Annotated in this window: 23 protein-coding genes and 1 tRNA gene; 12 read left to right on the forward strand and 12 right to left on the reverse strand. The window is 71.9% G+C overall.

The window, feature by feature from the left end:
* Window positions 1-11: 11 nt before the first annotated feature.
* Entirely contained in the window at window positions 12-479 is a 468-nt protein-coding gene (locus tag AC3A3L_RS01430; protein WP_487638250.1) for a DUF4383 domain-containing protein, read from the reverse strand.
* A gap of 200 nt (window positions 480-679) precedes the next feature.
* On the opposite strand from AC3A3L_RS01430, the gene AC3A3L_RS01435 reads away from it, so the two are divergent.
* The 3 genes from AC3A3L_RS01435 to AC3A3L_RS01445 are packed head-to-tail and all read left to right on the forward strand — an operon-like array spanning window position 680 to window position 2,768.
* Window positions 680-1,279: a hypothetical protein gene (locus tag AC3A3L_RS01435; RefSeq protein WP_487638251.1), complete on the forward strand. Its 600-nt coding sequence runs from the start codon at window positions 680-682 to the stop codon at window positions 1,277-1,279.
* Window positions 1,280-1,327: 48 nt separating this feature from the next.
* A complete protein-coding gene (locus tag AC3A3L_RS01440; RefSeq protein WP_487638252.1) occupies window positions 1,328-1,669 on the forward strand; it encodes a DUF2200 domain-containing protein in 342 nt (113 codons plus the stop codon).
* 16 nt (window positions 1,670-1,685) lie between these two features.
* The gene (locus AC3A3L_RS01445; protein WP_487638253.1) at window positions 1,686-2,768 is read left to right on the forward strand and encodes a spore photoproduct lyase family protein; all 1,083 of its coding nucleotides are present in this window, start codon (window positions 1,686-1,688) and stop codon (window positions 2,766-2,768) included.
* Between the two features lie 12 nt (window positions 2,769-2,780).
* Here the strand turns inward: AC3A3L_RS01445 and AC3A3L_RS01450 are convergent, their stop codons facing one another.
* Window positions 2,781-3,644, reverse strand: coding sequence for a LysR family transcriptional regulator (locus AC3A3L_RS01450; protein ID WP_487638254.1), 864 nt, complete (start codon window positions 3,642-3,644; stop codon window positions 2,781-2,783).
* An 82-nt stretch (window positions 3,645-3,726) separates the two neighbouring features.
* Between AC3A3L_RS01450 and AC3A3L_RS01455 the strand changes: the two genes are divergently transcribed.
* Window positions 3,727-4,632 carry an EamA family transporter gene (locus tag AC3A3L_RS01455; protein WP_487638255.1) on the forward strand — a complete coding sequence of 302 codons (906 nt, stop codon included), beginning with the start codon at window positions 3,727-3,729 and terminating at the stop codon, window positions 4,630-4,632.
* 25 nt (window positions 4,633-4,657) lie between these two features.
* Here AC3A3L_RS01455 and AC3A3L_RS01460 read toward each other — a convergent pair whose 3' ends face one another.
* Window positions 4,658-6,232: a M28 family peptidase gene (locus tag AC3A3L_RS01460; protein WP_487638256.1), complete on the reverse strand. Its 1,575-nt coding sequence runs from the start codon at window positions 6,230-6,232 to the stop codon at window positions 4,658-4,660.
* 156 nt (window positions 6,233-6,388) lie between these two features.
* Between AC3A3L_RS01460 and AC3A3L_RS01465 the strand changes: the two genes are divergently transcribed.
* The 4 genes from AC3A3L_RS01465 (at window position 6,389) to AC3A3L_RS01480 (ending at window position 10,805) form a co-directional block, all read left to right on the forward strand.
* Window positions 6,389-7,090, forward strand: a complete 702-nt coding sequence (locus AC3A3L_RS01465) for a hypothetical protein (protein WP_487638257.1) — start codon at window positions 6,389-6,391, stop codon at window positions 7,088-7,090.
* Window positions 7,068-8,444, forward strand: a complete 1,377-nt coding sequence (gad, locus tag AC3A3L_RS01470) for a glutamate decarboxylase (protein ID WP_487638258.1) — start codon at window positions 7,068-7,070, stop codon at window positions 8,442-8,444. Before AC3A3L_RS01465 ends, gad begins: the two co-directional genes overlap by 23 nt.
* Before the next feature lie 53 nt (window positions 8,445-8,497).
* Window positions 8,498-9,817: a chloride channel protein gene (locus tag AC3A3L_RS01475; protein WP_487638259.1), complete on the forward strand. Its 1,320-nt coding sequence runs from the start codon at window positions 8,498-8,500 to the stop codon at window positions 9,815-9,817.
* A 94-nt stretch (window positions 9,818-9,911) separates the two neighbouring features.
* Complete coding sequence (locus tag AC3A3L_RS01480; RefSeq protein ID WP_487638260.1) at window positions 9,912-10,805, forward strand: PAS domain-containing protein; 894 nt, start codon at window positions 9,912-9,914, stop codon at window positions 10,803-10,805.
* An 86-nt stretch (window positions 10,806-10,891) separates the two neighbouring features.
* On the opposite strand, the gene AC3A3L_RS01485 is transcribed toward AC3A3L_RS01480, so the two are convergent.
* The 6 genes from AC3A3L_RS01485 to AC3A3L_RS01510 all read right to left on the reverse strand — a co-directional run bounded on the left by AC3A3L_RS01485 (window position 10,892) and on the right by AC3A3L_RS01510 (window position 16,519).
* Window positions 10,892-10,965 (reverse strand) — tRNA-Met (locus AC3A3L_RS01485).
* A 49-nt stretch (window positions 10,966-11,014) separates the two neighbouring features.
* The gene (locus AC3A3L_RS01490) at window positions 11,015-14,020 is read right to left on the reverse strand and encodes a UPF0182 family membrane protein (RefSeq protein WP_487638261.1); all 3,006 of its coding nucleotides are present in this window, start codon (window positions 14,018-14,020) and stop codon (window positions 11,015-11,017) included.
* Window positions 14,021-14,024: 4 nt separating this feature from the next.
* Window positions 14,025-14,669 carry a PPA1309 family protein gene (locus AC3A3L_RS01495; RefSeq protein WP_487638262.1) on the reverse strand — a complete coding sequence of 215 codons (645 nt, stop codon included), beginning with the start codon at window positions 14,667-14,669 and terminating at the stop codon, window positions 14,025-14,027.
* Window positions 14,666-15,718, reverse strand: a complete 1,053-nt coding sequence (locus AC3A3L_RS01500; protein WP_487638263.1) for a YlbL family protein — start codon at window positions 15,716-15,718, stop codon at window positions 14,666-14,668. Before AC3A3L_RS01500 ends, AC3A3L_RS01495 begins: the two co-directional genes overlap by 4 nt.
* Before the next feature lie 60 nt (window positions 15,719-15,778).
* Window positions 15,779-16,039: a hypothetical protein gene (locus AC3A3L_RS01505; protein WP_487638264.1), complete on the reverse strand. Its 261-nt coding sequence runs from the start codon at window positions 16,037-16,039 to the stop codon at window positions 15,779-15,781.
* A gap of 42 nt (window positions 16,040-16,081) precedes the next feature.
* Window positions 16,082-16,519, reverse strand: coding sequence for a molybdenum cofactor biosynthesis protein MoaE (locus AC3A3L_RS01510; protein WP_487638265.1), 438 nt, complete (start codon window positions 16,517-16,519; stop codon window positions 16,082-16,084).
* A gap of 52 nt (window positions 16,520-16,571) precedes the next feature.
* On the opposite strand from AC3A3L_RS01510, the gene AC3A3L_RS01515 reads away from it, so the two are divergent.
* Together AC3A3L_RS01515 and AC3A3L_RS01520 are read left to right on the forward strand one after the other, a co-directional pair.
* Window positions 16,572-17,906 (forward strand): zinc-dependent metalloprotease, encoded by a 1,335-nt coding sequence (locus tag AC3A3L_RS01515; RefSeq protein ID WP_487638266.1) that lies wholly within the window; start codon window positions 16,572-16,574, stop codon window positions 17,904-17,906.
* A complete protein-coding gene (locus AC3A3L_RS01520; RefSeq protein ID WP_487638267.1) occupies window positions 17,903-18,523 on the forward strand; it encodes an NUDIX hydrolase in 621 nt (206 codons plus the stop codon). Before AC3A3L_RS01515 ends, AC3A3L_RS01520 begins: the two co-directional genes overlap by 4 nt.
* Here AC3A3L_RS01520 and AC3A3L_RS01525 read toward each other — a convergent pair.
* The 3 genes from AC3A3L_RS01525 to AC3A3L_RS01535 form a co-directional block, all read right to left on the reverse strand.
* The gene (locus tag AC3A3L_RS01525; protein ID WP_487638268.1) at window positions 18,460-19,011 is read right to left on the reverse strand and encodes a M48 metallopeptidase family protein; all 552 of its coding nucleotides are present in this window, start codon (window positions 19,009-19,011) and stop codon (window positions 18,460-18,462) included. The genes AC3A3L_RS01520 and AC3A3L_RS01525 overlap by 64 nt on opposite strands.
* Window positions 19,012-19,070: 59 nt before the next feature.
* On the reverse strand, window positions 19,071-20,156 hold the full coding sequence (locus AC3A3L_RS01530; protein ID WP_487638269.1) for a PHP domain-containing protein: 1,086 nt from the start codon (window positions 20,154-20,156) through the stop codon (window positions 19,071-19,073).
* Window positions 20,157-20,422: 266 nt separating this feature from the next.
* Complete coding sequence (locus AC3A3L_RS01535; protein WP_487638270.1) at window positions 20,423-21,229, reverse strand: enoyl-CoA hydratase/isomerase family protein; 807 nt, start codon at window positions 21,227-21,229, stop codon at window positions 20,423-20,425.
* Between the two features lie 191 nt (window positions 21,230-21,420).
* Here AC3A3L_RS01535 and AC3A3L_RS01540 point away from each other — a divergent pair, with 191 nt between their 5' ends.
* Together AC3A3L_RS01540 and AC3A3L_RS01545 are read left to right on the forward strand one after the other, a co-directional pair.
* A complete protein-coding gene (locus AC3A3L_RS01540) occupies window positions 21,421-21,579 on the forward strand; it encodes a DUF5679 domain-containing protein (protein WP_090969683.1) in 159 nt (52 codons plus the stop codon).
* 132 nt (window positions 21,580-21,711) lie between these two features.
* Window positions 21,712-22,245, forward strand: a complete 534-nt coding sequence (locus AC3A3L_RS01545) for a hypothetical protein (RefSeq protein ID WP_487638271.1) — start codon at window positions 21,712-21,714, stop codon at window positions 22,243-22,245.
* The last annotated feature ends 16 nt before the right edge of the window (window positions 22,246-22,261 follow it).

The following is a 22,261-nucleotide window of genomic DNA, read 5'->3' on the forward strand; positions in this document are numbered from 1 at the left end:
ACGGTGTGGGCTCAGCGACCGACACCGGTCGTGCCGGGTCGCCTCGCGAGCACGATGCCGAGGGCGATCATGCCGACGCCGAGGACGAGGTGGAGCCAGTTGTCGGCCGTGTTGACCGGGACGAAGTTGGCCTGCGACTCCTGGTCGACGACCAGGCCGTAGAGGAACAGCACGAGGTAGATCGCCCCACCTCCCACCAGGAAGGCCCGCGCGGTCGACGCCCTCCTTGCCAGCGCGATCCCGGCGACACCGAAGAGCAGGTGGACCACGTTGTGCAGGACCGACACCTGGAAGATGCCGAGCAGCTCGGCGTGCGACTCGTGCCCGGCCGCCTCCATGCCGCCGCTGTCGGTGGTGATGCCGGGGATGAAGCCCAGCACGCCGACGAGCAGGAAGACGGCGCCCACGAGGGCTGCGGCGGCCTGGACGGGCGTCCCTGACGCGGTGGACCGGGACCGGAGACGGGTGTTCTCTGCCATGGAGGTGCTCCTCTCTCGACGCCGAGTCGTCTCGACGCGGGTGGGTAGGCTCGCTCGGTACCCGCAGATCCGCGTCGCACACGCGGCCCCACCCGAATGGCGGGCTGCTCGGAGGTGGCGCAGGTCACCGTGTGGAGCGCAGCGAATCGGGTACGGACATCGACACGTCGACCGCATCACGCCTGACGAGAGGATCGCTGGTGAACCCCATCCGCCTGGTCTCCGGAGCAGTCACGCTCCCCGCCCACGCCGCCGCCGCCGTCATCGGGACCTCCGTGGGCATCGCCACGACCGGGGTGCGTACGACGGCCCGCGTCGTGGGTCGGGTCATCGAGCAGGTGTCGGGCTCGGGTCCGGCCCCGGCCGCGCCGTGGCCCACGGACCGGCGCGCAGACCGCCTCGCGGACGAGCCGGTCGCGGAGGTCGTGACACCGCCCGCCAAGGAGAGCGCTGCCCCGGAGGCACCTGCGAAGAAGGCTCCCGCGAAGAAGGCTCCCGCCAAGAAGCCCGCAGCGAAGAAGGCACCCGCGAAGAAGGCACCGTCCGCGCAGGCCGCCGTGCTCGCGCCTGCCCTCGGGCTGAGCGAGGCGGAGGTGGAGGCCGAGCTCGACGCGGGCACGGACGACGACATCACCACGCCGTCGGGCATCCCTGCCGCGGGTGAGGGGTTCAACCCCGACACCACCGACACCGACCTGCACCAGCCGGGGACCGAGCCGCTGGTGGACCCGGCCACGGTCAAGTCCGTGGCCAGCGAGTCCGAGGTGCTGCAACGGGCGGCCGACACCGACAAGGGCTGACCGCGCCGTACGGCGACCGACGTCGGTGGATCGACCTATCCTCGGAACGTGCACCGGATCTTCACCACGAGCGTGGCCGCGGTCTATCCCCACTACGTCGCCAAGGCGGAGCGCAAGGGGCGCACCCGCGACGAGGTCGACGAGGTCATCGAGTGGCTGACGGGCTTCGACCGGGCGCAGCTCCAGGCTCACCTCGACGCCGGCACGACCTTCGAGGACTTCTTCGCCGCGGCGCGGCTCAACCCGCTCTCCGACCAGATCACCGGCTCGGTGTGCGGGGTCAAGGTGCAGGAGGTGGAGGACCCGTTGATGCGACAGATCCGCTACCTCGACAAGCTGGTCGACGAGCTCGCCAAGGGCCGACCGATGGAGAAGGTGCTGCGGCACTGAGCACCGGAGCCACCGGATGACGCGTCTGCCGGCGGAGCTGGCCGACCGCCTGCTCGACGTCCGCCGGATCTACCACGAGCGCGACATCGAGCGCTTCCCACGAGCCCGCGAGGTCCTCGCCCGGTTCCCCGAGGCCGAGCGCATCGAGGTGCTGTCGCACCAGGCGATCCCGGGGCTCCACGGCAACGCCGGAGCGGTCGAGGACTGGGTGCGCAACAAGCGGGAGGTCCTCGTCCTGGGCGAGAAGAAGTCGCTCTCCGCGCGCCGCAACGGGCGCTCGAGCGACTGGATCGCGCCGTCCACCGCCAACGGGTGCGCCATGGCGTGCTCCTACTGCTACGTGCCCCGGCGCAAGGGCTACGCCAACCCGATCACCGTGTTCGCCAACATCGAGGCGATCCTCGGCTACCTCGAGCGCCACGCCGGACGGCAGGGCGTGAAGCCGGAGCCCAACCAGTGCGACCCCGTCGACTGGGTCTACGACCTCGGCGAGAACAGCGACTGCTCGGCCGACGCCCTCGTCTCCGACAACGTGCGCGACCTCGTCGACCTCTTCGCCCGGCTCCCGAACGCCAAGGCCAGCTTCGCCACCAAGCTGGTCAACCGCGACCTCCTCACGTGGGACCCGCGCGGTGGCACCCGCGTCCGCTTCAGCCTGATGCCGGAGGGTCCCTCGCGCGCGGTCGACGTCCGCACCTCGCGGATCCGCGACCGCATCGCCGTGATGGACGACTTCGTCGAGGCGGGCTACGAGGTGCACCTCAACCTCAGCCCGGTGATCGTGCACGAGACCTGGCTCGCCGAGTGGGCCGAGCTCCTCGAGCAGGTCGCCGACGGCACCAACGCCCGCACCCGGGCGCAGCTCGCGGCCGAGGTCGTCTTCCTGACCCACAACGAGGCGCTCCACGAGGTCAACCTCGGCTGGCACCCCCGGGGCGAGGAGCTGCTGTGGCGCCCGGACCTCCAGGAGGTCAAGCGCAGCCAGAGCGGGCAGGTCAACGTGCGCTACCGCACCGGGTGGAAGGGACGCTGGGTGCAGCAGCTGACCGACCTCGTCGACGAGAAGCTGCCCGGGTGCCGGATCCGGTACGCCTTCTGACGCCCCCTGCCCTCAGCCGGTGACGAGCCGGTCGGTCACCGCGCGCAGCGGCGGCCAGCCTCCCCGTCCGCGCCGGGTCACCGCGTAGGCGCGGAGGCGCACCTCCGGGTCCCGCAGGCGTACGACGCTCACGCCGCGCCTCGACGCACGCCCCCGCGGGAGGAGGCCGACGCCCCGTCCGGCCACCACGAGGTCGTCGACCAGCTCGAGCGAGTCGATGCGGTGCACGACCCGTGGCATGAAGCCGGCTCGCGAGGCCAGCGTGCGCAGCGCGTCCTCGTCGGCGGTGTTGCGCGAGTTCACGATCCAGTCGCGGTCGGCGAGGTCGGCGAGCCCCAGGTGCCGGTCGCGCGTCGGCACGCCGATCCCCCACTCCAGGTCCCACAGCGGTTGGACGACGTGGTCGTCCCGCCACTCCGCCGGAGCGAGGTCGTAGTCGTAGGCCAGGGCCAGGTCGACGTCGTCGCGCGCCAGCAGGTCGAGCGACTCGAGCGGCTCGTACTCGTGGATCCGGACCTCGATGCGGGGATGGGTCGAGCGGAGGTGGTCGATGGCCGGCAGGAGCGACCTCCGGATCGCCGACGCGAACCCCGCCACCCGCACCACGCCCGCCGGCTCCGCGGTCGGGTCGAGATCGAGGCGGGCCGCCTCGACCGCGGCGAGGATCGTGACGGCGTGGTCGGCCAGCCGTCGGCCGGCCGGGGTGAGCCGCACCCGCCTGCCGTCGGGCTCCAGGAGCGGACTCCCCACGTCGCGGGACAACGCGGCGATCCCCTGCGAGACGCTCGACGTGGTGGTGGCGAGCGCGTCGGCGACCTCGTGCATCGAGCCGAGGCGGGACAGCTCGAGCAGCATCCGGAGGCGACGGACGTCCATGACTTATTGTGTCGAGTTTGCGAACGGAATGTCCAGCAAAGTCACGTGGACGCGAACGGTCTCGGGCGTCTCTACTGGTTGCATGCCCTCCACCACCCCTCGCTCCACCCACGGCTCCACGGCCCGCGCGGGCGCGACCATGGCCGTCGCCTCGATGCTCTGCGTGCAGCTCGGTCTCGCCGTGTCGGTCGGCCTCATCGACGACCTCGGCGCCTCCGGCGCGGCCTGGATCCGGCTCTTCTGGGCCGGGATCCTCCTGCTGGTCATCGTCCGGCCCCGTCTGTCCCTCTACTCGCGCGAGGCGCTGTGGTCGGGCGTCGCGCTCGGCGTCGTCACCGCCGGAGTGACCCTGCTCTTCATGGCCGCCGTGGCGCGCCTCCCCCTCGGCATGGCCAGCGCGCTGGAGTTCCTCGGCCCGCTGACGATCGCGGTCTGGCGCAGCCGTGGCGTGGGACGTTCCTGGGCAGCGGTGGCGGCCGTCGGGGTGCTCCTCCTGACCCAGCCCTGGACCGGCGCGGCCGACCCGGTCGGGGTGGCCTGCGCACTGGGCGCCGCCGCGTGCTGGGCGGCGTACATCCTGCTCACGCAGCGTGTCGGTGACGCCGTCAGCGGGCTCGGTGGGCTCGCTGTCTCGATGCCCGTCGCCGCCCTCGTCGCGACCGTCGTCGCCGGCCCCGGCGTCGTCGGTGACCTCACACCGCAGCTGATGCTGTACGGCCTCGGCTTGGCGATCCTGCTGCCCGTCGTGCCCTTCGCCCTCGAGCTGCGCGCGCTGCGCCGGCTCACCACCGGCGCCTTCGGCACCCTGATGGCGCTCGAGCCCGCCTTCGCCCTGGTGATCGGCTTCCTCGTGCTCAGCCAGGTGCCCAACGCCATCGCCGTCGCGGGCATCCTGCTGGTCGTGGCCGCCGGCATCGGCGCCGAGCGCACCGGCTCCCGCGCCGACGCGCCGGCCCCGGTGGACCGGCCAGGCCTGGTCTCGGCCTGACCGGTCCGTCGTACGCCGTCGTCGATCAGCGGGCGCGCAGGTTGCTGATCGCGGCGAGGGTCCGCTCGGCCACACCGGGCTTGACCAGGCCGCGACCCGGGTGCCCGGGCGCGCCGTTGACGCTCGAGGTGTCGTAGGCGAACGTCAGCACCGCGGTCGCGATGGCGTCGGAGTTGACGTCCAGCGCGTGCACGTTGATGTTGCCGACGAGGGTGTAGTCCTCCCGCAGCTGGTCGTAGAGCGCCGTGTTCTGCCCCGCTCCGGTCAGGTTGTCGCACGGCTGGTGGTAGCACGGGTCGTACGACGCGCCCGCCACGCCGCCGTACAGCGCCGCCTCCGCCGCCGACTTGGGCACCTCCGCGCCGGTGAAGAGGCCGCCGGCCGGGATGCCCACCGCGATGAACGGCCCGTAGTCGGAGCGGCCGGAGAACTCGCTGTCCTGCGACGGCTCCCCGCGGTCGGCGTAGAACTTCTCGAAGACGTCCTCGATTTGGGCGCTGCCCGCGGGGATGAATCCGGGAGCCGCTGTCCCGCCGGAGTTGTCGCCGTCGTAGACGCCGAACATGTAGTTCGGCGAGGCGACCATGTCGAAGTTGAGGTAGAGCGCGATGTCCTGTCGCTGCGCGGGCGTCAGCTGCCCGACGTAGTACGTGGACCCCAGAAGTCCCTCCTCCTCGGCACCCCACCAGGCGAACCGCACGGTGTTGGTGGGCTTGACCTTGGCCATCTGGACGGCGGTCTCGAGGAGTGCGGCGCTGCCGGAGCCGTTGTCGTTGATGCCGGCACCGTCCTGCACGCTGTCGAGGTGGGCGCCTGCCATGACGGTGTTGGCGTCGTTGCCGCTGGCCGTCTCGGCGAGCACGTTGTACGCCGTCCGCGGCTCGGAGGTGAAGTCCACCTTCACCCTGACGATCGCACCAGGCGTGGTCGCGAGGTTCTCGCCGGCGACCTGGCTGGCGAAGACCGCCGGGATGGTCAACCCGGTTGCGTCGCCGATCATCCTGATCATGCCGGCGGTGTTGTTGTAGATGATGACTCCGGCCGCACCCGCCGTCTGGGCGGCCAGGGCCTTGATGGCGAACCCGCACCCGCCGCGCTGGATCAGCGCGATCTGGCCGGCCGCCATCCCGGCGAAGTCGCCGGCCTCGCAACCATCGGTCGCGTCGGAGGCGGGGATGACGAAGAGCGTCCCCGTCGCGGTGCCCTCCGGGGTTCCCGAGTCGAAGCCGTTGCGCAGGAACTCACTGTCCTGCTCGAACACGCGGGGGTTGGGCGAGATCCGCACGAGCTCGGAGAAGTCCTCCTCGTAGGGGAACTCGAACGCCTGCACCGTCGGGTCGTAGCCTGCGGCCTCGAGCTGGTCGACCACGTAGTCGACCGACGCCCGGTGTCCCGGGCGGCCGGCGGCCCGGTCGCCGTCCTCGTCGGCGATGTCCTGGAACGCCTCGAGGTGGTCCATCACGCCGTCCACGGTCACGGCCTTGGTGAGCTTGCGGACGGTGTTGTTGTTCGGATCGGCGTACGCCGGTGGGCTGGTCATGGCACCGAGCAGGGCGGCCGTCGCGGCCGCCGACACGGCCAGGTGGAACCGTCTGGACATGGGGGGATCTCCTTCGCGGGGGGGTCGAGGATCCGCCGACACTAGGGGCGCGGACGCCGTGCCGAGTCACCCGCAGCGGATGAGGCAGCCGCGCTCGCAGTCGTGAGGTACTGGCTGACGGCCGGGCCATCTACCCAGGGGCTGAGGTACGCGACTGTGGGACGACGACTCGTCAGCACCAACCTCGTGGCCGCCTGCGCCTTCGTGCTGGGCGGCAGCCTGTTCGCCCTGGGCGCGTTCCTGGCCGAGCGTGATGCGGCGCTGGTGTCGGTGAACACGACGTACCTGGTCGGCGGGTTCTTCTTCAGCCTGGGGGGCTACGCCTCGGTCCTGCTCGCTGTCAACGCGGCCGAGCGCCGGCCCGGTGACCCACGTGACGGGATGCGGTGGTGGGGCAACCGCCCGGACCAGCGCGACTGGCGCAGCGCGGTCGTGCTGTTCGTCGGGACCCTGTTCTTCGCGGTCAGCCTGGTCGCCGCCTTCGCGGAGGGGCTGACTCCCCGCCAGTCCAACGGCTGGATCTGGTTGCCCGACATGATCGGGTGCGTCTGCTTCCTCGTCTCCGGCCACCTCGCGATGCTCGACGTCGGCGACGGCCACGTCGTGGTGCGGGTCCACGACATCGGCTGGTGGGTGGTGGCGGTGAACCAGCTCGGCTCGGTGCTGTTCCTCCTGGCCGGGCTCGCAGCCTTCGTGCGCCCCGCGACGTCCAGCGAGATCAACACCGGTCTCGTCAACTGGGGCACCTTCGCCGGCGCCGTCTGCTTCGCGATCGGCGGCGTCATCCAGGCATTCGACCGACCGACCCCGACAAGAATGGTGGTGCAGCAAGCCCATGAGCACACTGAGCCAGCGTGACGCCGAGACGCTCTTCGGCAACCGCTTCCTGACCGAGAAGGCCCCGGCGACGTCCTTCCCCCGGAGCGGGATGCGTCCCACGGACGCGATGCGGCTCCTGGGCGAGGACCTGGCCCTCGAAGGGGACCCGCAGCGCAACCTGGCCACCTTCGTCACGACCTGGATGGAGCCGGAGGCGCAGCGGATCATCGCGGAGAACCTGCATCGCAACTTCATCGACCACGCGGAGTACCCGATCTCGGCCGAGATCGAGCAGCGCTGCGTGCGGATGCTGGCCGACCTCTTCCACGCTCCGGGCCCGACGACCGGGTGCCGTACGCAGGGATCGTCCGAGGCGATCATGCTCGGTGCGCTGTCCCTGAAGTGGAAGTGGAAGGAGCGCCGGCAGGCCGCCCACCTGCCGACGGACCGGCCCAACCTGGTCTTCGGTGGCGACGTCCACGTGGTGTGGGAGAAGTTCTGCCGCTACTTCGACGTCGAGCCCCGGATCATCCCGCTGGCCAAGGACAAGTACACGATCGGCCCGGAGGACGTCGAGCCCCACCTGGACGAGAACACGATCGGCGTGGCGGCCGTCCTCGGCACCACCTTCACCGGTCACATGGACGACATCGTCGGCATCAACGACCTGCTGCTCGACATCAGGAGCAGGCGCGACCTCGACATCCCTCTCCACGTGGACGGCGCCAGCGGCGGGTTCGTGTGGCCGTTCCTCTACCCCGACTCGCCCTGGGACTTCCGGCTCGAGCAGGTGCGCTCGATCAACGTGTCAGGGCACAAGTACGGACTGGTCTACCCCGGCATCGGCTGGCTGGTCTTCCGCCAGGAGTCGGACCTCGCCGAGGACCTGGTCTTCTACGAGAACTACCTCGGCAAGCTCGACGCCACCTTCACGCTGAACTTCTCGACCGGTGCCGCGATGGTCCTCGCGCAGTACTACAACTTCGTCCGCCTCGGGCGCGACGGCTACACGTACGTGATGAAGCAGATGAAGCAGAACGCCGACGCGCTCGCCGCCAACCTGCGCGAGGGCGGCCGGTTCGAGGTGATCGGCGCCGACGCCGAGCAGCTGCCCCTGGTGGCCTTCCGGCTCGCCGGCGAGCACACGTCTTACGACGAGTCCGACATCGCCTGGCAGCTGTCCGCGGAACGCGGCTGGATGGTGCCCGCCTACACCCTCCCCCCGAACGCCGAGCACGTGAAGATCATGCGTGCCCTCGTCAAGGAGACGATGAGCCGTGAGCAGGTCGAGCGCCTGACCCGCGACATCGCGGACGCGTGCGCGACCCTCGACACCAAGGGTGGGACGGCCCACGCCGAGCGCGAGCAGACCAAGAAGGGGACGGGCTACTGACGCCGCCGGCGCACGGGCACGGCGACCCGCCGGCGGCGTCCGCCCCGCCGGCGGTGGAGCCGGCGGCCGTCGTCCGCTCGCGCCCGTACCTCACGGCCCTGCTGCTCGCCGCTGCCCTGGGCGCGCCCATCTCGGTCGTCGCCTACGGCTTCCTCGCGCTCGTGGCCCAGATCCAGGAGCTGGTCTTCGTGGACCTGCCCGACGCGGCGTTCGCGGGAGGTGCACCGGCGTGGTGGCCGGTGCCCTGGCTGGCCGTGTGCGGGCTGCTGACCGGCCTCACCATCCGCCACCTGCCGGGCACGGGCGGTCACTCCCCCGCCTTCGGGTTCCAGACGGGCGGAGGTCCGCCCACACCCAGGGAGCTCCCCGGCATCATCCTGGCCTCGCTGGCCACGTTGAGCCTGGGCGCCGTCCTCGGGCCGGAAGCACCGCTGATCGCCGTCGGCGGTGGGCTCGCGGCGCTGACCGTGCACCTGGCGAGGAGGGACGCGCCGCCGATGGCGCTGACGGTGATGGCCTCGGCCGGCAGCTTCGCGGCGATCAGCACCCTGCTCGGATCCCCGGTGCTCGCCGCGTTCCTCATCATGGAGGCCGCCGGCATCGGGGGCGCGACGCTGATCCTGGTGGCACTGCCGGGACTGCTGGCCTCCGGCGTCGGGGCACTGGTGTTCGTCGGCCTCAACAGCTGGACCGGCCTCGGGAACTTCTCGCTGTCACTGACGTCCGTCCCGCCGGCCACCGAGCCGACCATCGCCACGATGCTGTGGGCCCTGCCGATCGGCGTCGGATGCGCGCTGCTCGGCTGGCTCATCCGCTGGATCGGCCTGTCGCTGCGACCACTGGTCCACGTCAACCGGGTGCTGGTCACCACGGCCCTCGGAGCGGCCATCGGCTCGACCGCGATGGCCTACCAGCTGGTCTCTGACCACAGCTTCACCCAGGTGCTGTTCTCCGGCCAGGACGCCCTGCCCGAGCTGGTCGCGCACGCAACGACGTACTCCACCGGGGTCCTGCTCCTCCTTGCGGCCTGCAAGACGCTGGCGTACGGACTCGCGCTGAGCGCGTTCCGCGGCGGACCGGTCTTCCCCGCGATGTTCATCGGCGCCGCCCTCGGCATCGCCGTCTCCGGGCTGCCCGGCATGGACCTGGCGCCGGCGATCGGCATGGGGATCGGCGCGATGTCCGCCGCCATGCTGCGACTCCCCCTCACCTCCACGCTGCTGGCGACCCTGCTGCTCGGCGCCGACGGGGTCTCGGTGACCCCCCAGGTCATCGTGGCGGTCGTCGCGGCCTTCCTGGTGACGACCATGCTCCCCGCCCCGCCGCCGGAGCCGGAGCCTGCGCTGCCGGCCCCGCGCACGTCGGTGGACTGAACCTTCTACGCCGTTCCCGACGAGGCGGGGAGGACCGTTCGGTCCGGGTCTTTCGCCCCGTGTCCGCGCGACGTCCGAGCCGCACACTGGCTCCATGAACACCGGGACACGTCCCGCGCGGCCGTCTCCCGACGAGCTGCTGCAGGCGCTCGGGCACGCCGTGATCGCGACCGACGTGCGCGGGTCCGTCGTGTTCTGGAACGCCGCCGCCGAGGAGCTGTACGGCTGGCCCGCCCCCGAGGCCCTGGGGCGTGACGTCACCGAGGTGACGGTGCCCGAGATCTCCCAGCAGGCGGCCGCGGAGATCATGGCGGCGCTGCAGGAGGGCCGCCCCTGGTCCGGCGGCTTCCCCGTCCGGCGCCGCGGGGGCGAGGTGCTGCACGCGCTGGTCACAGACACCGGCGTGTACCGCGACGGCGAGCTGATCGGCATCGTCGGCGCCTCCCTCAACCTCGGCGAGGCCGTCCGGCACCTGATGGAGCGCTCCAGCGACGCCGCGGTCCTGGTCGACGCGCACCACGCCATCAGCTATGCCAGTCCGGCGGTCTCGAACCTCTTCGGCTGGCCGGTCGACGAGATCGTGGGCACGCTCATCACGGACCGCATCCACCCCGAGGACCACGAGGACCTCGAGGCGCTGCTGCTGGCCGTCGACCCGAGCGGGACCGAGCGGGTCGGCGAGCTCCGGGTCCGCACCGACGACGGCTGGTCGTGGGTGGAGATGGCCGTGACCGACCTCTCCACCCAGCCCGGTTCGCAGAGCCAGGTCTGCAACATCCGCCGCAGCGAACGCCTGGCCCGCATCGAGGAGCACGAACGCATCCTCGACGCGCTCCACTCCGAGGTGCTCCAGGACCTGTTCGCGGCCACGCTCGAGCTGGACCGGGCCCGCACCCGCGCAGCCCCCTCGGACGCAGCGCGCATCGACGTGGCCCGCGACGCCGTGAGGAGGGCCATGGACACCCTCCGCAAGGTGGTCGAGCAGTAGGTGCCGTTCCGCCCCCGCGGCAAGCGCGACGGCTGGGACATACGAAACCGCCCGTGACCTGCAGGTCACGGGCGGTTTCTCCTGTGTAGCGGGGGCAGGATTTGAACCTGCGACCTCTGGGTTATGAGCCCAGCGAGCTACCGAGCTGCTCCACCCCGCGTCGGTGAACAGAACATTACAGGGGTGTCGGGCCGAGCCCAAATCGGGGGTCAGCCCAGCTGGCGCACGGCCTGCTCGACGAGCTGGCGCCCCTCCTCCATCAGCCGGGCCCACCGCACGGTGTCACCCGCGCGCTGCGCCTCGTCGGCCTGGGCGAACTTGTCCTCCGCCTGCTGCAGCAGCTCGGAGACGTTGGCCTGCTCCCCGGGCTGGTTCGGCTGCGAGCCGGGCGACTGCGACGGCTCGGTGGTCGGCTCCTCGGTGGGCGTCGGCTCCTCGGTCGGCGTCTCGGACGACCCGTCGGTCGAACCGTCCGTCGACGCGTCGGCGGTCAACGCGTCCTCGATGGCTCCCACGAGCGTGGTGCCGATGCCGACCCGGTTCTCGTACGAGACGAGCACGAAGCGCAGGATCGGGAAGTTCGACTCACCGGCTCGACGTGTGTAGACCGGCTGCACGTACATGAACGTGTCCCCGATCGGCAGCGTCAGCAGGTTGCCGGGCACCCGGTCGGCGTCGCCGGTCGTGTAGGGCAGCAGGGCCTGGCTGACGTCCTCGTTGGTGGCGAACGTGTTGGCGATCTGCAGCGGACCGCCCGATGGCTCGTTGGGCAGCTGCAGCACCGAGACCTTGCCGTAGTCATCGCTCGTCGCGTCGCTGTTGACCGCCATGTAGGCCGCGAGGTTGTTCTCCTTGCGCCGCGGCACGTAGACGGAGGTCAGCGACCACGTCTCGCCGTCACCGGTGTCGGTGAAGAGGCGGTACGGCGGCTGCAGGCGGGTGGTGCGCTGCGGGTCGCTCGGGACCTCCCAGCGGCTCGAGCCCTCGAACCACGCCGAGGCCGACGTCTCGTGGTAGCGCTGGAACTGGAAGCGCTGGGCCTTGAACAGGTCCTCGGGGTAACGCAGGTGCTCCGTCAGGGCGTCGGGAATGTCCGCCTTGGGCTGCACGACGTCCGGGAAGACCTCCTTCCACGCCTTGAGGATCGGGTCCTCCTCGTCCCACTCGTAGAGGTTGACCGTGCCGTCGTAGGCGTCGACCGTGGCCTTGACCGAGTTGCGGAGGTAGTTCACCTCGTCGGTCGGCAGCGTCTGGAACCCGGTGTTCTGCTGCAGCGAGTCGTCGGTCATCTCCTCGAGCGACTCGCGCTGGGAGAGCGGGTACTTGTCGGTGACCGTGTAGCCGTCGAGGATCCACTGGATCCGCCCGTCCACGACGGCCGGGTAGGGATCGGAGTCCACGGTCAGCCACGGGGCGACCTTCTCGACCATCTGCCGCGGGTTGCGGTCGTAGAGGATCTTGGAGTTCTCGTGCACGCGGCTCGACAGCAACAGGTTGGGCTCGCTGAAGCGCACGGCGTAGAGCAGCTGGCTGAAGATGTTGCCGATCGGGACGCCCGCCTTGCCGTCGTACGTCGTCGCGACCTCCTCGTCGCTGCGGTCCCCGCGCGGCAGGTCGAACTCGACCGGCGCCCCGCCGGGCCGCTGGCCGACGATGCTGTAGCTGGGGCTCTGCTCACCGAAGTAGACGCGCGTCTCGTAGCCGTCCTCGCCGGCGAGGCGGGTGAGGGCGTCCTCGTCGGCCTCCTGGCCCTCGGCCCACTGGATGCCGGTCTGCTGCTCCGAGTCGTCCTCGGGTCGCTGGTTGGCGTAGGCGGCGATCACGCCGTTGCCGTGGGTGTAGGCGGTGTGGAGGTTGGACCAGTTCTGGTCGCCCTCGGCGAGACCGCTCTGGTCGAGCTCACGCACGCCCAGCACCACGGCCCGGTCGTTGCCGTCGATCTCGTAGCGGTCGACGTCGAGCACGTTGGGCACCGAGTAGTAGGCGCGGACCTGCTGCTGCTGCTCGAAGATCTCGCTCACGATCTGCGGGTCGACGAGCGGGATCCCGTCGGTCCTGCTGTTGAGCGACCCCTGGTCGTCACGGATGTCGTCGACGGACGAGCTGCCGACGTCGCGCACGTCGATCTGGTCGAGCTGGTAGGCCGCACGCGTCGCGTCGATGTTGGCCTTGATGTAGGGGCCCTCACGGTCCGGCACGTTGGGGTTGACCCGGATCGCCTGGACGAGCGTCGGCACGATCAGGCCCAGGATGATGGCGGAGAGCGCGAACAGCGCCACGCCGACCGACGGCAGCAGCCACGTGCGCCGCCAGATGTTGGCGAGGAACAGCAGGGCGCAGACGATCGCGATGCCGGCGAGGATCTCCTTGGCGGGCAGCACGGCATTGTCGTCGGTGTAGCCCATGCCGGTGAAGATCGAGCCGGAGTTGGTCACCAGGTCGAAGCGGTCGAGCCAGTAGTCCACGGCCTTGGCCAGCACGAAGAGCGCCAGGAGCGCGGAGACCTGGATCTGCGCGGCGCTGGTGAGCCGCTCCCCCGGACGGGCGGAGAGCCGGATGCCGCCGAAGAGGTAGTTCATCAGCAGCGAGGCGATGAGACCGACGACGGCCAGGGCCATCACGAAGTCGACGATGTAGTGCCAGAACGGCAGGTCGAAGACGTAGAACCCGACGTCCTTCTTGAAGTAGGGGTCGGTCGTGCCGAAGTCCTTGCTGTGCCGCCACAGGGAGTAGTTGCGCCACTGCCCCGACGCCGAGGCGCCGGCGAAGAGACCCATCACCGCGGCCGCTGCCCCGATGACCCAGCCCATCCGCGGACCGAGCAGCTCGCGGTAGCGGTCCATCCCGTCGTCGGGCATCCCCGGCATGCCGGGCCACAGGACCGGGCGGAAGCGGTAGGCCATCGCCATCGCCACCGCGACGACCGCAGCCATCAGCCCGGCGAAGACGAAGAACAACCCGATGCGGGTGAGGAGCAGGGTGGTGAAGACCCCCTCGTAGCCGACGGAGCCGAACCACAGGCGCTCGGTCCAGAAGGACGCGAACGCGCTCAGGAGCATGAAGGCCAGGACGAGGATGATCGCGGTGATGACCAGGGCGCCGGGCCGCCGCGACGTGGTGGCCGGCCGCGCGCCGCCGGCGCCGCCGTTGCCCCCGGGGCGCTGGGGGCCGTCGGGTCCGCTGGGTCCGCTGGGTCGGTCGAAGGGATTGCTCATGGCCTCAGGGGTTCTCGTCGGGGCGGGGCTGGGTGTCGTGCGTGAGGTCGTGGGGGTCGTGCGAGGGGTCCTGCAGCGTCGCGTGGAGCAGCTCGAGGAGGCCGGGGACCAGCTCGGTGCCGTTGACCACGGACTGCTCGTCGTCGTGGGCGCGCAGGCGCAGGGCGCAGTACGACGCCCCGGCGCGGGTCACGCCGGCGACCATGCGCACCTCCTGACGGTCGGGGTGCTCGCGCGCGAACAGCTCGGCGGCGGTCGGGTCGTCGGGGATCTCGTCGTCCACGTCGGGCGGCAGCACGAGCCGCTCGATGACGGCCGCGCACCCGGTGACGCTCTCCGGCCAGGCGATGGTGTGCAGCGCGTCCTCGAGCACCTGCCCGGGCGGCAGGCCGTCCTGCTCGATCGGCGTGAACGAGCCGTCGTCGCCGGGTCCGTCGATCGCCATCGCCGCCGCGAGGGCAGGCTCCTGGGCCACGAGCGTCGCGGTGTCCACGAGGGCGTAGAGCCGGGCAGGCTGGTCCCACCCGTCCTGGGCGACGTGCGCCTCGATCTCGAGGACCGCCGCGGCCAGGGCCGGGTCCTCGGGAAGCGCGTCGGGGGCGCCGGGCTCGGGGACGGCGTCGGGCGTCGGGTCGGTGGGGCTCGTCATGAGGCGGTCTCCTCGCAGCTCGGGAGGTCGGTGTCGGGGTCGGCGACCCACGCGTCCAGGGTCGTGACGGCGCCGTCCATCGTGGTGGCCTTCGCCAGGCGCATGTCGCCCGGGTCCACTCCCCCGATGCCGTTGCAGTTGTCGGCCGGGACGAGGAACAGCTCGGCGCCGGCGTCGCGCGCGGCTGCGATCTTCTGCTGGATCCCGCCGATGGGTCCGACCTTGCCGGCCGGCGTGATGGTGCCCGTGCCGGCGATGTGGGCACCGCCCGTCAGCGAGCCGGGGGTGAGGGTGTCGAAGATGGCCAGCGACATCATCAGCCCGGCGCTCGGGCCGCCGATGTTGTCGGCGATGTCGACGCTGACCTGGAAGGGGAAGTCGAAGCCGATGCCGGGGGTGATGCCGATCCGGGGGTCCCCGTCGACCTCCTCCGGGGTGATGTCGACGGTCACCTCCTTCTTGCCGCGTCGTACGACGAACGGGAGCGGCTCACCGGGCGACGCGGCGTCCACGGCGTCGACGACGTCCTGGGCGTCGGTGATCCTGGTGCCGCCTACCCGGAGCAGCACGTCGCGCACCTCCAGCTTGCCGTCGGCGGGCATCCCCGGGGTCACGGCGAGGACCTCGACCAGCGGGTCGACCTTCTCGCCGAGCTGGGTGAGTGCGGCCGCGACCGCCGTGTCCTGCGAGGACACCATGGCGGCCTCGGACTCCTGGTCGCTCGACTCGTCGGTCTCGTCGGGGGCGTAGATCGACGAGCGCGGCCAGACAGCCGCGTCGGGGTCGAAGTAGGCGCGCAGGAGCTCGGGGAGGCTGACGTCCTCCTGCGGCGAGCTGACGTAGACGGTCGTCATCCGCAGCTCGCCGTCGTCGTGGTAGGCCTTGTGCCCGGAGACCTGGACGATCTCGTCCCCGCCGTCCTCGGCGAGTATGTCGACCGTCGGTCCGGGGTAGTAGGTGACGTAGGGCAGCGGCACGAACGCAGCCGTCGCCCACAGCACGGCCAGGAGGCACAGTGCGAGCAGTCCCGCCCTGGTCCGCTGACTCATGGGCGCAACTCTCTCAAACGGCGGCAACTCGCCCGCAACGTGCCGTCGCCCAGCCGTCGGTCAGGACGCGCGACGGGTGGCGCCGTCGCCCGACCCCGCCCCGTGGCTCGGCCGCACGGCGATGCCGGTGCTGCGGTCGCGCACCCGTGCCGACGTACGACGTGTGCCGGCCGGCGGCTCCTTGGTGAGGGCCCGGCCGAGGCGCTCGACGGCGACGTCGCGGTCGACCTCGCCGCGACCGTCACGCCCGGCCCACGACACCCACACCATCGCCACGACGGCCACGACGGCCGACGGCACGAGCCACAGCAGGATCTCCACGCGACGAGGGTAGGTGCCGCGGGGGTCGCGCGGCGGGAGGCCCTACGGCGTGCCGACCCACTCCTCGGTCCGGTCGTCGAAGACCTGGTGCTTCCAGATCGGCACCTCGGCCTTGAGCGTGTCGATGAGGGCGCGCGAGGCCGCGAAGGCGTCGCCGCGGTGCGCGGCGGTGGTCGCGACGACGACCGCGAGGTCGCCGATGCGCAGCTCGCCCACCCGGTGCACGGCCGCCACGCCCCGTACGTCGTGGTCGGCGGCCACCCGCCGGCAGACGTCCTGCAGCCGGGCCAGCGCGGTCGGGTGCGCGGAGTAGTCGAGCGCCGTGACGCCCTTGCCGCCGTCGTGGTCGCGGACCTGGCCGACGAACAGGGTGAGCCCACCGGCGCCGGCGTCACCGAGCGCGTCGAGGACCTCGGCCACGTCGAGCGGGGTGTCGCGGATGTCGACGAGGCGCACGGGATCGGACGAGGGGTCGCTCACGCGGCCGAGTCTAGGCGTGCCGCTGCTGGGCGCGGTGAGTACCGTGGACGCCATGAGTGACACCCCCGGTGGTCCCGGATCGTCCGGTCAGGGCCCCGACGACGACAACCCCTTCAAGGGCACGCCCTTCGAGCAGATCTTCTCCCAGATGGGCGGGTTCGGCCCGGGAGGCGGCCTGCCCGACCTCAACTCGCTGATGGCGCAGATGCAGTCGTTCTTCGCGCCGCACGACGGCCCGGTCAACTGGGAGACGGTCACCGACCTGGCCCGGCGCGCCGCGGCGCAGGAGCCCGACCCGACCGTCAGCCCTGCCCAGTCGGCCGCGGTCGCCGACGCCGTGCGCCTCGCCGACCACTGGCTCGACACCACGACCGAGTTCCCCTCCGGCGTGAGCACCACCGCCGCGTGGTCCCGCGCCGAGTGGATCGTCGAGACGATCCCGGTGTGGAAGGTGCTCGTCGAGCCGATCGCCGGCTCCGCCACCCAGGCGCTGGGCCAGGCGATGCCCGAGGAGATGAAGCAGCTCGCCGGTCCCCTGATGGCGATGCTCGGCAAGGCGAGCGGCGCGATGGTCGCCTCGCAGGTCGGCAGCGGCCTCGGTGCGCTGGCCGGCGACGTGCTCAGCGCCTCCGACATCGGCCTGCCCCTCGGCCCGATCGGCAAGGCGGCGCTGCTCCCCACCAACGTGGCGGCGTTCGCCGAGGAGCTGCCCGACGTCTCCACCGACGACGTGCTGCTCTACCTCGCCCTGCGCGAGGCCGCCCACCAGCGGCTGTTCGCCGGCGTGCCGTGGCTGCGCGACCACCTCATCGGGGCGGTCTCGGAGTACGGCGCCGGCATGGACTTCGACACCTCCGGGATGGAGACCAAGCTCCGCGAGGTCGACATGACCAACCCCGAGGCGATGCAGGACGCCCTCGCGGGCGGGCTGTTCGACCCCGAGCCGTCGGCGGCGCAGAAGGCCGCGCTCGAGAAGCTCGAGGTGACCCTCGCGCTCGTCGAGGGCTGGGTCGACGAGGTCGTCAGCCAGGCCACGGCCGAGCGGATGCCGGCCGCTGCCAAGCTGCAGGAGACCGTACGCCGTCGGCGCGCGGCGGGCGGCCCGGCCGAGCAGACCTTCGCGACCCTCGTCGGGCTCGAGCTGCGGCCCCGCCGGCTCCGCGACGCCTCGACGCTGTGGGGATCGCTGCGCACCCGTCAGGGCACCGAGGCGCGCGACGGCGTCTGGATGTCGCCGCACCTGCTGCCCACCGCCGCCGACCTCGACGACCCGCTCGGCTTCCGCGAGGACTCGGTGACGCCCGGCGAGCTGTCGGACGAGGAGTTCGACGCCGGGCTGCGCGACCTGCTCGACGGGGGCGACAGCGGCACCCGTCCCGGCGAGTGACCCTCCACACGAGCGCGGTCGCCACACTGGCGGGATGGGTCGCGCCGACGCCTGAGCAGGAGGTCCTGCGCGAGCGCTACCTCGCCCACCTGGCCGCGCACCCCGACGGCCTGGCCAAGGCCTGCTTCCCCGACCACCTCACGGCCGGGGCGATCGTGGTCTCCCCCGACGCCGGCGCGGTGCTCCTCAACCACCACCGCAAGGCCGACGCGTGGCTGGCCTTCGGCGGCCACCTCGAGCCGGGCGACGCCTCGCTCGCCGCCGGCGCCCGGCGGGAGCTGGTGGAGGAGTCCGGGCTGACGGCGTTCGACTTCGACGAGGAGCCGCTGTCGCTCGACGAGCACGCGGTGGAGTTCTGCTCCGACCGCGGCACCGTCCACCACCTCGACGTCCGCTTCCTGGCCACCGCCGAGCCGGACGCCTCCCACGCCACGAGCGAGGAGTCGCTCGACGTGCGCTGGTGGCCCGTCGACGCGCTGCCGGCGACGTTCGACGACATGTACGTCCTGGTCGAGGCCGCGGTCGAGCGGGCGCGCGCCCGGCTGTCCTCGGCTCAGTCCTCGTCCCGGCCCTCGTCGACGCCGGGGGGCGGCTCGAGCCGGGCACCCGCGGAGTAGCCCTCGAGGTAGCCCTTCGCCTTCTCCGCCCGGGGGTAGCGGTCGACCCACGCCCAGAACGCGGGCGTGTGGCCCGACTCCAGCAGGTGGGCGAGCTCGTGGACGAGCACGTAGTCGACGACCCAACCGGGCACCTTCTGCAGCCGGTCGCTGAGCCGGATGGTGCGGTCGCCCGGGGTGCACGACCCCCAGCGGGCGTTCTGGTTGGTCACCCAGCGCACCGAGGCAGGGACCGCGAGGCCGCCGAAGTAGAGGTCGTTGAGCTTGGCGGCGCGGGCGACCAGGTCGTCGTCGGAGCGCCGGCGGCGCTTCTCCTGCCGCTCGATGCGCGCCACCATGTCGGCGACCCACGTCGCCTCGTCGCGCTTGCTCATGGTGGCGGGGATGAGCACCACGATCCGGTCGCCGTCACGGTAGGCCGAGACCGTCCGGCGGCGGCGGCGCGAGCGGCGCACCTCCACGTCGGGCGTGCTGGCCGGGGTGCTCATGTGCCGAACCTAACCCCCACCACCCACACCCAGGGGTGGACGCGCTGGGGCCGCCGCGCTCAGAGACGGGCCGCGGCCCACTCGAGCAACCGGTCGCGCTCCCAGGTGGTGACGATCCGGTCGGGGTCGATCCCGGCCTCGGTGGCGCGCGCGGCGCCGTAGTCGAGCATGTCGAGCTGGCCGGGGGCGTGCGCGTCGGAGTCGATCGAGAACAGGCAGCCGAGGTCACGGGCGAGCTCGAGCAGCCGCGTGGGCGGGTCGCGGCGCTCGGGTCGCGAGTTGATCTCCACGGCCACGCCCTCCTCCGCGCACGCGGTGAACACCGCCTTCGCGTCGAACTGGCTCTGCGGCCGCACGCCACGGTTGCCGGTCACCAAGCGACCGGTGCAGTGGCCGAGCACGTTGGTGTGCGGGTTGCGGACGGCGGCGACCATCCGCTTCGTCATCGGGCCGGCGTCCATCTTGAGCTTGGAGTGCACGGAGGCGACGCGGACGTCGAGGCGGCCGAGCATCTCCGGCGTCTGGTCGAGCGACCCGTCGTCGAGGATGTCCACCTCGATCCCCTTCAGGAGCGTGAACGACCCGCCGAGGTGCTCGTTGACGGCGTCCACCACTCCGAGCTGCCGCGTCAGCCGCTCGGCGCTGAGCCCGTTGGCCACCCGCAGGCGTGGGCTGTGGTCGGTGAGCACGAGGTAGTCGTGCCCCAGCTCCATGGCGGTCATCGCCATCTCCTCCAGCGGGGAGCCGCCGTCGGACCAGTCGGAGTGGGAGTGCAGGTCGCCGCGCAGCCGGGCGCGCAGCTCCTCGCCACCGTGGGCGAGCGGTCCTGCGGTGGCCTCGAGCCTGGTGAGGCGCTCCGGGACGACGCCGTTGCACGCGTCGGTGATCACGGCGGCGGTGCTCGGCCCGATGCCCGGCAGCTCGGTGAGCGTGCCGTCGCCCGCGCGACGGCGTACCTCCTCCTCGGGCAGCGGCAGGATCGTGCGCGCCGCCTTGCGGAAGGCCTCGATCCGGCGGGTCTCCTCGCGCTGGCGCTCCATCAGGAACGCGATGCGCCGCAGGGTCGCCACCGGGCCCCGCACCGTCGACTCCTCGCCCAACTTCTTCTCCTCCACAGGCCCGACTCGGGTGAAACCGCTGGTCACCCGCACAGTACGGCGCCCGCGCCGGGCGTGTCGCGCACAGGGTCCTCCCCACGCGCCGGGGCGTCGTCCACGGCCGTCGGTCCGCGGTGCACACCATCTCCACAGGCCTGTCCACAGGGGTGGAGACGGACCCGTTGACCGCGCTGCTGGCCGGCCCTAGCGTTGCGGCCAGAAGGGCCCCACGGCTCCTCGACGCCGGCTGGGGAAGGCAGGCGTCGGAGGCTGCGGGGCCCCTTCTTCGTCCATCCTGCCGGCCTCGCGCGGGGTCAGTGGCCGCGGAACTCCGGGGCCCGCTTCTCCTTCGCTGCCGCGATGCCCTCCTGCAGGTCGGCGGTCGCGAGCGTCATCGGCTGGGCGAGGGACTCCCACTGGAGAGCGGACTCGAAGTCGGCGTGGCCGCCGTCGGCGAGCGCGATCTTGGTCAGGCGCGAGGCGATCGGGGCGGTCGCCGCGATGCCGGCCGCCGTCTCGAGGACCTCGTCCAGGAACGACCCGGGGTCGATGACGCGCGAGACCAGGCCGAGCCGCAGCGCCTCGTCGGCCTCCACGACGCGTCCGGTGAGGAGCAGGTCGCGCGCGTGGGCGGGGCCGACGACGTTGGGCAGCAGCCAGGTGCCGGCCATGCCCGCGTGCATGCCGAGCTTGTTGAAGGGCACACCCAGCCTGGCTCCGCCGGCGGCGTACCGGATGTCGCAGGCAAGCGCGAGGCAGAGGCCGGCACCGATGGCGGCCCCGTTCACGGCGGCGATGGTGGGCACCTCGAGGCGGCGGATCGACAGCCACGCCCGGTAGAACGGCAGCATGCGCGCGCGCAGGTGGTCGACGCTCGCGTCGGGCTCGCTCGCGATCCACGAGGTGTTGCCGCCCGAGCAGAAGGCGCTCCCCTCCCCGGTCACGACGACGGCGCGCACGGACGTGTCGGCAGCGACCTCCTCGACGGCCGCGACCCACGACGAGGTCATCTCGTCGCTCATCGCGTTGCGCATCCCGGGGTTGTCGAGGGTCAGCAGGACGACCCCCTCGGAGGGGCGCTCGAGGCGGAGGTGGGTGAGCTCGGAAGAGGTGTCTGGCATGGCCCGAGGGTACTGAGCCCGCTGAGCGTGGAATGACCCGGTTTCACGCTCAGCGCGTGTGGTGCGTGAGCGTGGCTCACGCGTGGCGTAGGGTCATCGACGGAGTGCTGGCGACCGCCGGTCCTCCCCGGCGGGCTTCCCCGAGAGACTTCCCCGTCGCGACGACCAAGAAAACAAGCAAGGAGGCCGTCATGGCGGAGACCTGGAGCGGTGAGTTCTACTGCGTCAAGTGCAAGGAGAAGCGCGAGGCGGAGGGCGAGATCAAGGTCAACGACAAGGGCACCAAGATGGCCAAGGGCGTCTGCCCGGTCTGCGGCACCAACCTGAACCGCATCCTCGGCAAGGCGTGAGCCTCACCTCTTGAGCTCATGGCGGCGGCGTCACCCCTCGGGTGACGCCGCCGCTGCATCTTCCGGCTGCCGACCTCGGGCCGGCCTGTGGACGACGCCCCACACCCCGCATCGTCGTGGCACGGTCGGACGGTGCCACTCCGCCCCTCCTCCCCGATCGGCCCCTTCGCCGCCGGCACGCGCGCGCAGCTCGACTGCCCTGACCCCTGGAAGGACGGCGTCGTCGCCGCGCTCTCCGCTGCCGGTGTCACCGTCGACCGCGCCGCACCCGTCGGGATCGCCGTGACGCCCGCACGTCTCGTCTCCCCGGCCGTCGACGCGTGGTGCGTCGACTCGCTCCCGCACGTGCTGGTGGGCGTGCAGCCCTACGCCGTCGACGTCGGCCCGTGGATCGCGCCCGGCGTGGGTCCGTGTGCGCGGTGCGTGGCCGCAGCCGTGCTCGACGAGGGGGACCACGCGGCGCCGGGACCGGTGCCGCGCCCGCTGCTCGCGCTCGCGGCCGGAGCGGTCGCCCGGGACCTCGTCGCGTGGTCCCGGTCCGAGCTGCCGCACACCTGGCTCACCTCGTGGCGCGTGGACCACGAGCCGCTGCCCGCAGCGCGACGCTGGCAGCGCCACCCCTACTGCGGGTGCGCGTGGTTCGACTCCGGACCCGGCACCGCCTAGGCGACCCTGAACTGCG

This window comes from Nocardioides sp. Soil_C_8 (assembly GCF_057656315.1).